Annotated in this window: 12 protein-coding genes; 10 read left to right on the top strand and 2 right to left on the bottom strand. The window is 46.1% G+C overall.

The window, feature by feature from the left end:
* Nucleotides 1-451 precede the first annotated feature (451 nt).
* From MSG38_RS16280 to luxS, 9 genes are all read left to right on the top strand, one after another.
* Nucleotides 452-709 carry an oxaloacetate decarboxylase subunit gamma gene (locus MSG38_RS16280; protein WP_004741884.1) on the top strand — a complete coding sequence of 86 codons (258 nt, stop codon included), beginning with the start codon at nt 452-454 and terminating at the stop codon, nt 707-709.
* A gap of 31 nt (nt 710-740) precedes the next feature.
* The gene (gene oadA, locus MSG38_RS16285; RefSeq protein ID WP_248402225.1) at nt 741-2,525 is read left to right on the top strand and encodes a sodium-extruding oxaloacetate decarboxylase subunit alpha; all 1,785 of its coding nucleotides are present in this window, start codon (nt 741-743) and stop codon (nt 2,523-2,525) included.
* Between the two features lie 9 nt (nt 2,526-2,534).
* The gene (locus MSG38_RS16290) at nt 2,535-3,665 is read left to right on the top strand and encodes a sodium ion-translocating decarboxylase subunit beta (RefSeq protein WP_019825842.1); all 1,131 of its coding nucleotides are present in this window, start codon (nt 2,535-2,537) and stop codon (nt 3,663-3,665) included.
* A 172-nt stretch (nt 3,666-3,837) separates the two neighbouring features.
* A complete protein-coding gene (locus MSG38_RS16295) occupies nt 3,838-4,791 on the top strand; it encodes an NADP-dependent oxidoreductase (RefSeq protein WP_048615628.1) in 954 nt (317 codons plus the stop codon).
* A 6-nt stretch (nt 4,792-4,797) separates the two neighbouring features.
* A complete protein-coding gene (locus MSG38_RS16300) occupies nt 4,798-5,259 on the top strand; it encodes a YqaA family protein (protein WP_017059555.1) in 462 nt (153 codons plus the stop codon).
* A gap of 9 nt (nt 5,260-5,268) precedes the next feature.
* Nucleotides 5,269-8,127: a pitrilysin family protein gene (locus MSG38_RS16305; RefSeq protein ID WP_050711693.1), complete on the top strand. Its 2,859-nt coding sequence runs from the start codon at nt 5,269-5,271 to the stop codon at nt 8,125-8,127.
* A gap of 99 nt (nt 8,128-8,226) precedes the next feature.
* A complete protein-coding gene (gshA, locus tag MSG38_RS16310; RefSeq protein WP_248402226.1) occupies nt 8,227-9,795 on the top strand; it encodes a glutamate--cysteine ligase in 1,569 nt (522 codons plus the stop codon).
* A 10-nt stretch (nt 9,796-9,805) separates the two neighbouring features.
* Entirely contained in the window at nt 9,806-10,456 is a 651-nt protein-coding gene (locus MSG38_RS16315) for a hypothetical protein (RefSeq protein ID WP_017629422.1), read from the top strand.
* Nucleotides 10,457-10,480: 24 nt separating this feature from the next.
* The gene (gene luxS / locus MSG38_RS16320; RefSeq protein ID WP_248402227.1) at nt 10,481-10,999 is read left to right on the top strand and encodes an S-ribosylhomocysteine lyase; all 519 of its coding nucleotides are present in this window, start codon (nt 10,481-10,483) and stop codon (nt 10,997-10,999) included.
* Nucleotides 11,000-11,094: 95 nt separating this feature from the next.
* Here luxS and MSG38_RS16325 read toward each other — a convergent pair whose 3' ends face one another.
* Together MSG38_RS16325 and MSG38_RS16330 are read right to left on the bottom strand one after the other, a co-directional pair.
* On the bottom strand, nt 11,095-12,366 hold the full coding sequence (locus MSG38_RS16325; protein WP_019825852.1) for a CNNM domain-containing protein: 1,272 nt from the start codon (nt 12,364-12,366) through the stop codon (nt 11,095-11,097).
* A gap of 127 nt (nt 12,367-12,493) precedes the next feature.
* Nucleotides 12,494-13,288: an inner membrane protein YpjD gene (locus MSG38_RS16330; protein WP_019825854.1), complete on the bottom strand. Its 795-nt coding sequence runs from the start codon at nt 13,286-13,288 to the stop codon at nt 12,494-12,496.
* A 200-nt stretch (nt 13,289-13,488) separates the two neighbouring features.
* Here MSG38_RS16330 and ffh point away from each other — a divergent pair, with 200 nt between their 5' ends.
* The gene (ffh, locus tag MSG38_RS16335; protein WP_010435884.1) at nt 13,489-14,883 is read left to right on the top strand and encodes a signal recognition particle protein; all 1,395 of its coding nucleotides are present in this window, start codon (nt 13,489-13,491) and stop codon (nt 14,881-14,883) included.
* Nucleotides 14,884-14,965 lie beyond the last annotated feature (82 nt).

The raw sequence follows: 14,965 nt of genomic DNA on the forward strand, positions 1-14,965 counted from the left end.
CGCTCTTAGCTCAGCTGGATAGAGTACCTGGCTACGAACCAGGCGGTCGGAGGTTCGAATCCTCCAGAGCGCGCCACATTATTAGAAAAAGCCTCGTTTATACGAGGCTTTTTTTATGTCTGCTGTAAATTTGTTGCGACAATGTTAAATTTGTTTATTGTTTAACTTGTTGTATTTAAAGTAGTTCTTGATTGCTTCTTTGTTATTCCACCTTTCTCATATCAATTCCCAGAAAAGCCCCGTTTAAGTCACAGTTTAAATATCTAAAAATGACGTATTTGACAGATTTATGTGATCTGATAGGCGAATAATTAACCTTATGTGTGCGTTATCCGTAACAGAACCTTAAACAAAATTGACAAACTTTTACCAATCGAGATAATCCATGGGTCGGGATCACTATTCGCTGAAATCCTGTACGTATGTCAGGATGACGAAGAAAGGAAGCAACATGACTAATATTGGAAGCCTGCTAGGAGATGCGGCGACTCTAATGATAACGGGGATGTCCGTTGTCTTTATTTTCCTAACTATTCTAGTTTACCTCGTTCGGTTGATGTCAAAACTGGTACCAGAAGAAGTACCAGAGCCGATCGCAGCACCTAAAAAAATTCAAAAATCACAATCAAACCCTTCAGCTGTTAGTCCACAGGTAGTGGCAGCAATTTCGGCCGCGGTTCATCAATACCGTGCGTCTACTGCTAAGTAGCATTTAAAGGATTAAAAAGGAGTTTATGAGCATGTCTAAACCACTAGCTATCACAGATGTGGTACTTCGTGACGCGCACCAGTCACTATTTGCTACTCGTATGCGTATCGAAGATATGCTGCCAATTGCGGCAGAACTGGATAAAGTCGGTTACTGGTCACTTGAGACTTGGGGCGGCGCGACGTTTGATTCGTGTATCCGTTTTCTTGGCGAGGATCCATGGGAGCGTTTGCGTGAGCTGAAAAAAGCGATGCCAAACACACCAATGCAGATGCTACTGCGTGGTCAAAACCTATTGGGCTACCGTCACTACGCGGATGATGTAGTAGAAAAATTTGTTGAACGTGCCCATAAAAACGGCATGGACGTATTCCGTATTTTTGATGCGATGAATGACGTACGTAACTTTGAAAAAGCAGTGAAAGCAACGATCGACGTTGGTGGTCACGCTCAAGGTACGTTGTCTTACACAACCAGTCCGGTTCACAACTCAGATACTTGGGTTGATTTGGCTAAGCGCCTAGAGGACCTAGGTTGTCACTCACTATGTATCAAAGATATGTCAGGTTTATTAAAGCCGTATGAAGCAGAAGAGCTGATTACACGTATCAAAGCATCGTGTGACGTTCCTCTAGCACTGCATAGCCACGCGACAACTGGTCTATCGACTGCAACAGCGGTTAAAGCCGTTGAAGCGGGTATCGACATTCTAGATACCGCTATCTCTTCAATGAGCTGTACTTACGGTCATACGCCAACCGAAACGGTTGTTGCGATGTTAGAAGGTACAGAGCGCGACACGAATCTTAAACTAGACCAAATCGAACCAATCGCAGCTTACTTCCGTGATGTACGTAAAAAGTACGCGAAATGGGAAGGTCAGCTGAAAGGTGTCGATTCTCGTATCCTGATCGCTCAAGTTCCTGGCGGCATGTTAACTAACATGGAAGGCCAGCTTAAAGAGCAAGGCGCAGCCGATCGCATGGATGAAGTGCTAGAAGAGATCCCACGCGTACGTAAAGAGCTTGGTTACATTCCTTTAGTAACACCAACTTCTCAGATTGTCGGTACTCAAGCGGTTATTAACGTCTTAACGGGTGAACGCTATAAGAGCATCACGAAAGAGACTGCTGGCCTACTGAAAGGTGAATACGGTCAAGCACCTGCTGAAGTGGATGCTGAACTGCAAGCGAAAGTTCTGGACGGCGCAGAGCCGATTACTTGTCGTCCTGCTGATTTACTTAAGTCTGAAATGGATACGTTAACGACGGAGCTGTTAGAGAAAGCGAAATCAGAGGGTATCTCTCTAGCTGAAGATACGGTTGATGATGTACTGACTTACGCGCTCTTCCCACAAGTAGGTCTTAAGTTCCTTAAGAACCGTCGTAACCCTGAAGCATTTGAACCTGCACCAACGTTAGAAGTTGCGGCTCCAGTTGCAGCAGGTCCTGTACAAGCTTCTGGTGGTATTGAAAGCTACAGCGTGAAGGTTGATGGCCAGGTTTATGATGTTGAAGTTGGCCCACAAGGTGAACTGACATCGGTAGCGCCATCTGCAAAACCTGCTCAAGCGGCTCAGGCTGCGCCAGTAGCAGCTTCTGACGCTGAAGCGGTTCCAGCTCCATTGGCGGGTAACATCTTTAAAGTAAACGTTCAGGCGGGTGCTGAGGTTGCTGAAGGCGACGTTCTGCTAATCCTAGAAGCGATGAAGATGGAAACGGAAGTTCGTGCTGCTCGTGGTGGTATCGTTCAAGAATTGAATGTTAAAGAAGGCGATGCAGTTACTGTAGGCGCTCCACTACTAAGTTTAGCGTAAGGGAGTACCATGGAAGGATTGATGACCTTATGGTCTGAAACAGGGATTGCGAACTTTGAGTTCGGCCAGATCTGTATGATGCTGGTTGGCTGCTTACTGTTGTTTTTGGCAATTCGCAAAGGATTTGAACCGTTACTTCTACTACCTATTGGTTTTGGTGCTGTATTAGCAAACATTCCAAATGCTGGATTTACTGATCCAGGTGGTTTGCTCTACTACGTATACTACATTGGTATTGAGACAGGTATTTTCCCACTGCTGATCTTTATGGGTGTTGGTGCGATGACGGACTTCGGTGCGTTGATTGCGAACCCTAAAACGTTGTGGCTGGGGGCTGCGGCTCAGTTTGGTATCTTCGCGACGCTATTTGGCGCGATCTTGCTGAACTACGTTCCAGGAATGGAGTTCTCGATGGCTGATGCTTCGTCAATTGCGATCATTGGTGGTGCCGATGGCCCAACAGCGATCTTCTTGGCGAGTAAGCTATCTCCGGATCTTTTAGGTGCCATTGCTGTGGCGGCATACAGCTACATGGCTTTGGTTCCGATCATTCAGCCACCAATCATGAAAGCGTTAACGTCTCCTGAAGAGCGCAAAATTAAGATGGCTCAGCTTCGTCACGTTAGTAAAGCAGAGAAGATTCTTTTCCCGCTTGCTGTACTACTGATGACGATTTTGTTCCTACCTTCAGCAACACCTTTAGTTGGTATGTTCTGTTTGGGTAACTTAATGCGTGAAGCGGGCGTGGTTGATCGCCTTTCAAAAACAGCTCAAAACGAACTGATTAACGTTGTAACTATTTTCCTAGGTCTAGGTGTTGGTTCTAAGCTTCAAGCTGATACGTTCTTGAACTTAGAAACGCTAGGTATTCTAGGTTTGGGTGCGGTCGCGTTCAGTATCGGTACGGCAGGTGGTGTATTGATGGCTAAGGTGTTGAACCGCTTCTCGAAAGAGGACATCAACCCACTGATTGGCGCAGCTGGCGTATCGGCGGTTCCAATGGCGGCACGTGTTGTGAACAAGGTTGGTCTTGAGGCAAACCCTCAGAACTTCTTGTTGATGCATGCAATGGGCCCGAACGTAGCGGGTGTACTTGGTAGTGCGGTTGCGGCGGGTATTCTATTAGCTCTCGTGGGCTAGTGGTTTTGCTGGGTCATGTATCGTTACGTTAATTGGTCGTCAATTTACGAATGAGCGGTTAACTTCGCCTTATTAAATGGTTTATAGTCAAAGGGATGCTTTCGCATCCCTTTCTTTTTATTAATTAGGGTGCTTGCTCACTAGGGCTTTTATCAATCAAGGAAATGTGGAAATGGAAAATAAACAGATTGCGATTACTCAATTCGGCGGCGTCGAAAACCTAAGTATTCAAACCAGTGCGATCCCTGAGCCTAAGGCTGGAGAAGTGGTGGTTAAAGTTTCCTTTTCAGGCATTAATCCGATTGATGTCAAAACCCGAGCGGGCCTTGGTTGGGCGGCAGCACAAAACAAAGATAACCTACCTTGGGTACCTGGCTACGATATTTCAGGGCAAATTGTCTCGCTAGGCGAACAGGCTGAACGCTTTACTGTTGGTGATAACGTGGCTGGCTTTATTGGTTTTCCACTGCAAGGTGGCGGTTACAGCCAATATGTGTGTGTTCCAGAAACAGCATTAAGTATGGTGCCTGATTCTGTCACTCTAGAAGCGGCAGCTGCATTACCACTCGCGAGTCAAACAGCGGCACAAGCGCTCAACAAAGCCGAAGTGAAAGAAGGCGACCGCGTGCTTATTTTAGCGGGCGCGGGCGGCGTTGGTCACCTTGCGGTTCAAATTGCAGTGGCAGCAAAAGCTGAGGTTTACACCACCTGCAGCGAAGCCAACCTCGATTATCTTGCGACGCTAGGTGCTCACGCGATTAACTATAAGTTTGCGCCAGCATCAGAAAGAGTATCTGATGTCGATGTGTTGATTGATTTGGTCGGTGGCGATACCGCGCTTGATGCATTGAAGTGCCTAAAAGATGGCGCGCGAGTCGTGACTGTTCCGACCCTATCTGCAGAACTGATCTGCGAAAAAGCCACACTACTAGGTTTTACCGCATCAGGCATGCTGGTTGAGCCAAACCCAGAGCAAATGGACACCATGCTTTATATGGTGAGTGTTGGATTACTTAAAACAGAAATTCAAGGTATCTACCAGTTAGACGAGGCGCAGTCGGCTCATCTGCAGGTTGAAACCGGACACACCAGAGGCAAGGTGCTACTTAAAATGCAAGAAAGTTGATAGGCAGTGTTAGAATTTTTTAACTCCCTTTTTGAAAATATCGCGCTGTGGTTCTCGGACTCGGCGCTGTGGGTACTGTTCATTAGTGGCTTCTTGAGTGCCACGTTACTACCCGGTGGTTCAGAAGCTAGCCTTGTGGCTGCATTGAGCTTAGATCAGTTTTCAACCTCTTCGATCATTCTAGTGGCGACATTAGGCAATACCTTAGGCGGCCTGACTAACTATTGGATTGGTTTGTGGTTGCCTAATCGAACTCAATCTGAAAAGCATGGTCATAAGGCTATGGCTTGGCTGAGTCGTTATGGCTACTGGACACTGTTATTTAGTTGGTTACCGATCATTGGTGACCCTTTGTGTCTAGCAGCGGGTTGGCTAAGAATGAAATTCATCCCTAGCGTTATTTTGATCGCGATTGGCAAAGCCGCTCGCTATAGCTTACTTGCTGCTATCTACTTCGGTTTTTTCTAAGGAGAACCTATGAAAAAGGTTTTACTTGGTACATTTTCTCTTATCGCCATTGCTGGCTGTTCTTACAATGTACCTAGCTCAACGCCCTTCTTTTCCTCGTTACCTGAAGGTGTCACTCTGTTAGAAGAGGTTAAGCCTTCTAAAGATAAAGTGGTGATTCCTTACACCAAGTATCAGCTTGAAAACGGCCTGACAGTTATTCTTTCCCCTGATGATTCCGATCCGTTGGTGCATGTTGATGTCACTTATCACGTCGGCTCAGCACGTGAAGAGATTGGTAAGTCGGGCTTTGCTCACTTCTTTGAGCACATGATGTTCCAGGGTTCTGAGAACGTTGGTGACCAACAGCACTTTAAGATCATTACCGAAGCGGGTGGTTCGTTAAACGGCACGACCAATCGTGACCGCACCAACTACTTTGAAACTGTTCCTTCTAACCAACTTGAAAAAATGTTGTGGTTAGAATCAGACCGAATGGGCTTCTTGTTAGATGCAGTTTCTCAGAAGAAATTTGAGGTTCAAAGAGGCACGGTCAAGAACGAGCGAGCGCAGAGCTACGAAAATCGTCCTTACGGCTTAATGTGGGAACGAATGGGCGAAGCGCTTTACCCAGAAGGTCACCCTTACTCTTGGCAACCAATCGGCTATGTTGAAGATCTTGATCGTGTTGACGTGAATGATCTTAAAGCGTTCTTCCTGCGTTGGTATGGCCCAAACAATGCCGTGTTAACGATTGGTGGTGATATCGACGTTGATGACACGCTAGAGTGGGTTAATAAGTACTTTGGTCCAATCCCTCAAGGTCCCGAAGTGAAGGCGGCAGAGAAGCAACCTGCTGTTCTGACTGAAGATAAGTACATCACCTTAGAAGACAATATTCGTCAGCCGATGGTGCTTGTGGGTTGGCCAACAACGTATCGCGGTGAAGAGACGCAAGCTTCCCTGAATGCACTGTCTAACGTGTTAGGTTCAGGTACCAACAGTTACCTATATCAAAACCTCGTAAAAACGCAGAAGGCAGTCAGCGCTGGATCTTTCCATGATTGTGCTGAGCTTGCTTGTACCATGTACGTGTATGCAATGGGCAACTCAGGTGAAAAAGGCGATTTGACGGTTCTCAATAAAGAGCTGATGGATACCCTAGAGCAATTCTCGAAAGAGGGTGTTGAACAAGAGCGGTTAGACCAGATCACAGGCATGGCAGAAGCGAATGCCGTTTTTGCATTACAAAGCGTTAAAGGTAAGGTGTCGCAACTCGCGTCCAACCAAACCTTCTATGGTCAGCCTGATCGCATTGAATCACAACTCGACCAAATCCGTGCGGTGACGCCTGAGAGCGTAAGCAAGGCATACCAAGATTTCATCGAAGGTAAGCACAAGGTTACCTTGAGTGTGGTTCCTAAGAAAAAACTCGATTTAGCGGTTCGTGAAGCGACCTTTACCACGCCACCACGTACGTTGCCGGAATACAGCAAGGTGACGGAAGACCAACTGGATTTCAGAAAGGCACCGAACACATTTGATCGCAGCGTAATGCCGGAAGTGAACTTTGGTGTTGAGGCAACCATGCCTGAGTTGTACCGCATGCACTTTGCAAATGGCACGGACTTGATTGGTACTGTGACCAGCGAAACACCGACAGTACAGCTACAGATTCAACTTCCAGCTGGCGAGCGTTATGTTCGCAAAGGGCAAGAAGGCCTAGCGAACCTAACCGCTTCTATGATGGAAGAAGGCTCAACCAAACGGACCGTTGAAGAGTTACAAGCGACCTTAGATAAACTTGGCAGCAGCGTGAGCATTAGTGCGGGCAGCTACACCACAGATATTTCAGTCTCGACGCTAGAGAAAAACTTGCCTCAAACCTTGGCGATTGTGCAAGAGGTTCTATTCGAGCCTAAGTTCGATGAGCAAGATTTCGAGCGCGTTAAGAAGCAGATGCTAGAAGGCGTTGTCTATCAGCACCAGCAGCCAAGCTGGATGGCTTCTCAAGCAACCCGTGAAGTGCTGTTTGGTGACAGTATTTTTGCTCGCGCAAGTGATGGCACTAAGGAATCTCTATCGAAATTGACCTTAGACGATGTGAAAAAATTCTATGCGCAACATTACACACCAGAAGGTGCCAATATTGTTGTTGTGGGAGACATCTCGAAGAAAGAGGTAGGGAAACAGCTACAATTCTTTGAAGAGTGGCAAGGCGATGCGGCACCATTAACACGTCCGCAGATCGTCAAAGAACTTTCTGGTCAGCACCTGTACTTAGTTGATAAACCGGGTGCGCCGCAAAGCATTGTTCGCTTGGTGCGTAAAGGCCTGCCGTTTGATGCTACGGGTGAATTGTATTTGAGTCAGCTAGCTAACTTTAATTTAGCGGGTAACTTCAATAGCCGTATCAACCAGAACCTACGTGAAGACAAAGCTTACACTTACGGTGCAAGCGGTTACTTCGCAAGTACTCGAGAAACTGGCGCAGTAGTATTTAGCGCGCAGGTAAGGGCGAATGCGACGGTTCCATCGATTCAAGAGTTTATTAATGAGCTGAACGAGTTTAGCCAAAGTGGATTAACTGACGAAGAGGTGAAATTTATGCGCCTTGCCGTCGGTCAACAAGATGCACTTAAATACGAAACGCCAAGTCAAAAGGCTGGGTTGTTGAGTAATATTGTTGCATTGAGCCTTGATGAAGATTACCTACAACAGCGTAATCAGATAGTTGAAACGGTTTCAAAAGAGACCTTAAACGAGCTATCTAAGAAATGGTTTGACCCGAATGATTATCAAATAATCGTTGTTGGTGACGCGACTTCGCTTCGCCCGCAATTAGAAAAGTTAGATATTCCAATAGAAGAGCTTGAAATCATTCGTTAGAGTACACATTAAAGGGGGAGGGAAGAGACTCTACTTTTCTCCTCCAACCTAATTTATGATAGTTCTAATCAGAACAATATAAGATAAGTGAACTGAATTTTGACTGATTTTGCTGCGCGACTAAAGCAAGTTGCAACCAACCCTAAGACCTTCTCTCAATTTGGTCGTGGTGTTGAAAGGGAAACATTACGCTACACGGAAGATGGGCACCTTGCTACTGGGCCGCACCCTGAGGCTTTGGGATCTGCGTTGATGAACGAATGGGTAACGACCGATTTCTCTGAGTCGCTACTGGAATTTATCACGCCTGTTTCTAACGACGTTCCGACGCTTTTGAATCAGTTGTCTGATATCCATCACTTCACGCAAACCAAGTTAGACGGCGAAAAACTATGGCCGCTTTCTATGCCTTGTTATGTTGGCAGTGAAGATTACATTCAGCTAGCGCAATACGGCACCTCGAATAACGGTAAGCTGAAGACCCTATATCGTGAAGGCCTAAAACGTCGTTACGGTAGCCTGATGCAGATTATCTCTGGTGTTCACTTCAACTTCTCTTTCCCTGAAAGCTTTTGGGATAGCCTGTTTGGAGAGCAAACAGAAGAAGCGCGTTGTGAATCTAAGTCAGATGCTTACTTTGGTTTGATTCGTAACTACTACCGCTTTGGTTGGTTAATCCCATACTTCTTCGGTGCTTCACCTGCGCTATGTTCTTCTTTCATCAAAGGAAGAGAGACAAGTCTGCCTTTTGAAAAGATTGGCGAAACACTGTATCTACCAAAAGCAACGGCTCTGCGCCTGAGCGACCTTGGCTACACCAACAGTGCTCAAAGCGTGTTGAAGATTGGTTTCAACAGCCTAGACCAATACCTTGAAGGTTTGAATCAAGCGATTCGCACACCATCAGAAGAATTTGCCGAGATTGGCACTAAGGTTGATGGTGAATACCGTCAATTGAATAGCAACGTACTGCAAATTGAAAATGAGCTTTACGCTCCAATCCGCCCTAAGCGTGTAGCGAAGAGTGGTGAAAAACCATCTGAAGCATTGGCACGCGGTGGTGTTGAATACATTGAGGTTCGCTCTTTAGACGTAAACCCATTCAGCTCAATTGGTATCAATGAGCAGCAGGTTCGCTTCTTAGACTTATTCCTAACGTGGAGTGTGCTAACGGACTCTGCGGAGATGGATAACTGCGAACTTGAATGCTGGCGCGATAACTGGAACAAGGTGATCCTAGAAGGTCGTCAGGTTGGTCTAGAGCTGCAAATCGGTTGTCATGGCGAGCGATTGTCTCTGCAAAATTGGGCGAAGCGTGTCTTCAAAGACCTACGCTCTATTGCCGAGATGATGGACGCTGAACAAGGTGGTCGTGCATACCAAGAAACGTGCGATACGCTTGAAGCTTGGATTGATAACCCAGAGCTGACCATTTCTGGTCAGTTGCTAGAAGAGACTAAGAAGTTAGGTGGCTTAGGTAAAGTGGGTTGTGCGTTAGGTAAAACGTACGCTCAGCAACACAAAGCACACCAATACAAAGTATATTCAGCTGAGTTGATGGAAGCAGAAGTTCAACGCTCTGTGATTGCTCAGCAACAAAGTGAAGAAGCAAGCACTCAAGATTTTGATAGCTTCTTAGCGGATTATTTTTCGTATTTAAAAGCATAGCGAGACTTTGGTGGAAAGGAAGCAAGCCTTATTAGGTCAGCCTACTCGAGTGAGTAGTAAATGGTTACCTGTAGTGACTGTTGGTGTTGTCTCTAGCCTATTGGTTGGATGTGCAACACCACCGCCAAAGCAGCAAGATAATTTGTGTAGCATCTTTCGAGAGCACCCTTCATGGTATGAAGATGCCTTGGATATGCAAGAAGAGTGGGGCACGCCGATTAACGTCGCGATGGCTTTTGTGAAACAAGAGAGTAGCTATCGTCATGATGCGCGCCCACCTAAAGATTACATTCTTGGCTTTATACCGTGGGGGCGTGTAAGCAGTGCCTACGGTTATGCACAAGCTCAAGACCCTGCTTGGGAAGACTTCCAAAAGGCGACCAATAACGGTGGCTCAAGAACCAACTTTGATGATGCATTGATGTTCATCGGTTGGTATACCAGCGAGACGCGTCGTCAGTTGGGTATCTCACTATGGGACCCATATAACCAATATCTGGCTTATCATGAAGGCCGTGGTGGTTATAAGCGCAAGTCATACAACAGCAAGCCATCGTTGATTAAGGTGGCGCGCAAAGTCGAACAGCAAGCAAAAGATTATGGATGGCAGCTAAAACAGTGCCGCAAAGAACTAGAAGACAATCGAAGCTGGTTTTTCTAAAGCCAGCCGTCATGGAGAAGAGCAATGCCTTTATTAGATAGTTTCACTGTTGATCACACACGCATGAACGCACCAGCAGTTCGTGTTGCTAAAACAATGCAAACCCCAAAAGGGGATACCATCACTGTGTTTGACCTGCGTTTTACTGCGCCAAACAAAGACATCCTATCTGAGAAAGGTATCCATACTCTAGAGCACCTATACGCTGGTTTCATGCGTAATCAATTGAATAGCTCAGATGTAGAGATCATCGATATCTCACCGATGGGCTGTCGCACGGGTTTCTACATGAGCCTGATTGGTACGCCTACAGAACAACAAGTGGCTGACGGTTGGTTGGCAGCGATGCAAGACGTACTGAAAGTTGAGAACCAGAATAAGATCCCTGAGCTGAACGAATACCAATGTGGTACCGCGGCAATGCACTCTTTGGATGAAGCGAAAGAGATCGCGAATGCGATCATTGCAGCAGGTATCTCTGTAAACAAGAATGATGAATTGGCACTGCCAGAGTCTATGCTGCAAGAGCTTAAAATCGACTAGTCATTGATAGCCACCCTAGATAGGGCGAGTTAGATACTAAAAGACCCGGTTCAATGAACCGGGTCTTTTGTATGTAAGCTTCAGTGATAATTCAGTTAGCCGTTCACGATCTGTGGGAACACGCGAACGAGCTTGATACGGTTCTCTTCGAGTTCAACAATTTCCATTGGATGACTCGCAACCTGAACACTCAGGTGACTTTCTGGAATGTCTTCAAGATGTTCCAGTATCAAACCATTCAGGGTTCTTGGGCCATCAGTAGGCAGTGCCCACTGTAAGCCTTTGTTGATGTCTCGGATATTGGCGCTGCCTTCAATCAAGAAGCTGCCATCGCTTTGCGGAGTAATCTCTTCAGATAAGCTTGGGGCGATTGAGGTGGTAAACTCACCTACGATCTCTTCTAGAATATCTTCTAATGTAACCAAGCCGTTGATGTCACCATACTCATCAACAATCAAGCCGATGCGCTGCTTATTGCGTTGAAATTTAAGCAGTTGAATATTGAGTGGTGTCGCTTCAGGAATAAAGTAGATCTCATCCGCTGCACGCAACAGGGTCTCTTTATTGAATTCGTTCTTTTCAAGCATCAGGCGGTAAGCTTCACGTAGCCTAAGCATACCAACCACTTCATCTATCTGGTCACGGTACAACACCACGCGGCCATGAGGCGAGTGGGTAAGTTGACGAACGATCGATTTCCAGTCGTCATTGATGTCGATACCAGTAATCTCATTACGCGGCACCATGATGTCGTTCACGGTGACGTGCTCTAAATCCAGAATGGACACCAACATATCTTGGTGACGTTGAGGGATTAAGCTACCGGCTTCATTTACCACGGTTCTAAGCTCTTCTGAACTCAAGTGGTCGGTTGCATCATGGCTGGCTTTAACACCTAAGATACGAATGAAGCCGTTGGTAATGAAGTTCACTAAGATCACCAATGGTGACAGCACCTTCATCAGTATCATTAAAAGGATACTACTCGCGTAAGAGACACGTTCAGGAAATAGAGAAGCGATGGTTTTTGGTGTTACCTCGGCGAATACGAGGATCACGAGAGTCAGGGTACCAGTAGCGATAGCCACACCGATATCCCCGTAGATGCGCATACCAAGAATAGTAGCGATCGCAGATGCCAGAATGTTGACGAGATTGTTGCCGATGAGAATGAGGCCAATCAATCTGTCTGGGCGGTTCAGAAGTTTTTCTACGCGTTTGGCACCTTTATGACCCGTATTGGCCAAGTGCTTTAAACGGTAGCGGTTCAGGGACATCATGCCCGTTTCAGAACCAGAGAAATAACCAGAAATTACAATGAGACACGCGAGTAGCGCAAATAAGATACCCGTTGATATGTCGTCCAAAACTATTCTTTTCCTATTTGTGTATCTTGATTAATTTATGACCGAACATGGTCGAGATGTCAATTGAATGTATTGCACTCAATATTTTAAAGGCAAGGTATGTGAGACCTTGCCTTTATTTTACAGACTAGTTCAGGATGATTTCCTGGACGAAGCGGCTACCGAAGTAGGCTAATGTGAGCATGCTGGCGCCGGCCAGTGCGAACCAAGTGACTTTCTGTCCACGCCAGCCTTTCTGATAGTGACCCCACAGAAGAATGGAGTAGATAACCCAAGCGATAAAAGACAACACAGCCTTGTGTGCCTTTCCTTGAGCAAACATATCTTGCACGAAGATGAGACCCGTCAACAAAGTACCTGTTAATAAGCCATTACCAATCAAAATGATCTTGAAAAGCTGTCTTTCCACCATCATTAAAGGAGGTAGGTTAGGGTTTATCACTAAGGCTTTTTTCTTTTTAAGTTTGTGATCTAGCCACGCAAGTTGCAGGGCGTATAGCGCACCGATAGTTAACGTTGCGTATGAGAATAGAGCCAAAGAGATGTGCACGAGCAGTTTTGGGTCATTCTCTAGATGTTTGATGAAGGTGCTTGGAAGAAAAGTGGCAGCCATCAAGTTTAGCGCAGCGAAGCTATAAACGACGGGTAAGATGAACCACAGACGGGTTTTGAGCATCGCACCGCTCATTACCACGGATATGATTAAACTGATTAATGAAGCAACGTTCAAGATACTGAGGTTTTGGCCACTGGCATTAAAAATCAAATCGCCAAGCAACCAAGCATGGAAAGCTAGAGCAAGTAATGCGCTGATAAACACCGTTTTTACACGGATTCCTGTTTGGTGCACGAGACCTGGAATGATCGTGGAAATCGCCATTGTATAAAGAAAGGCTGCTGCGATCGCAATAAGACTGTCCATGGTATCCATTTAAATGATTACTAATTGGCGAATTATACCTCGCATCGCTCTTTGGGGCTATGGCGAACCTCATTCAATTCCAAGTGAATAATGTCTCACATCACAAGCACGGATGATTAACGCTCTACAACGGGTATGACTCTAATCCGCGCTAATGTATACTCACAGTAATAGTCGCAGTTTTGAGCGAAGAGAAAACTATGTTTGATAATTTAACGGATCGTCTATCCAAAACGCTGAAGAACATCAGCGGTAAAGGTCGTCTGACCGAAGACAATATTAAAGAGACGCTGCGTGAAGTGCGTATGGCGCTACTTGAAGCCGACGTTGCACTGCCCGTTGTCCGCGATTTTGTTAAGCGCGTAAAAGAAGGCGCTGTGGGTGTTGAGGTTTCTAAATCTCTAACGCCTGGTCAAGAATTCATTAAGATCGTTCAAGCTGAACTTGAAGCGGTGATGGGTGAGTCTAACGAGGCTCTTAACCTAGCAGCGCAGCCGCCAGCCGTTATCTTAATGGCGGGTCTACAAGGTGCGGGTAAAACCACATCGGTAGGTAAGCTATCTAAGCTTCTAACTGAGCGTGACAAGAAGAAAGTCTTGGTTGTATCTGCCGACGTTTACCGTCCAGCGGCGATCAAACAGCTTGAAACATTAGCAAGCGATGTTGGCGTAGACTTCTTCCCATCTTCAGCTGATCAAAAGCCTCTTGATATTGCAAACGCTGCAATCGACCACGCGAAGAAGAAATTCTACGACGTGCTACTTGTCGATACTGCAGGTCGTTTGGCTATCGATGAAGAGATGATGGGCGAGATCAAAGAGCTTCATACTGCAATTAAACCAGTAGAGACACTGTTCGTTGTTGATGCAATGACAGGTCAAGATGCTGCGAATACTGCAAAAGCCTTTGGCGATGCGCTACCACTAACCGGTGTTATCTTGACGAAAGTTGATGGTGATGCGCGTGGTGGTGCAGCTCTGTCTGTTCGTCATATCACAGGCAAACCGATTAAGTTCTTAGGTGTTGGTGAAAAGACTGACGCACTAGAACCGTTCCACCCAGATCGTGTTGCTTCTCGTATCCTAGGTATGGGCGACGTACTGTCTCTTATTGAAGACCTACAGAAAAACGTTGATACCGAGAAAGCAGAGAAACTGGCTAAGAAGTTCAAAGAGAAGAAAGGCTTTGACCTTGAAGACTTCCGTGAACAACTTGGTCAGATGCAAAACATGGGCGGCATGATGGGCATGATGGATAAGCTTCCAGGCATGTCTCAGCTACCAGATAACGTTAAAGATAAAGTTGATGACAAGATGTTCAAGCAAATGGAAGCGATCATCAACTCTATGACCATGAAAGAGCGTCAACGCCCTGACCTAATCAAAGGCTCGCGCAAAAAGCGTATTGCCGCTGGTTCAGGTACACAGGTACAAGATGTAAACCGTATGCTTAAGCAGTTCACCCAGATGCAGAAGATGATGAAGAAAATGCAAAAAGGTGGCATGAAAGGCATGATGCGCAACATGCAAGGCATGATGGGCGGCGGTGGAGGTATGGGCGGAATGGGTGGTGGCTTTAACCCGTTTGGTCGATAATCTACAAATGTAAGCTTTAGCTACGTTACTTTTCATAGTGTTAGCCGTGTCACAGAAAGTGTACGGCAGCTATGTTGGTGAA

It is taken from the genome of Vibrio sp. 1CM24A, from assembly GCF_023161725.1.
In the GTDB taxonomy this organism is placed as follows: domain Bacteria; phylum Pseudomonadota; class Gammaproteobacteria; order Enterobacterales; family Vibrionaceae; genus Vibrio; species Vibrio coralliirubri.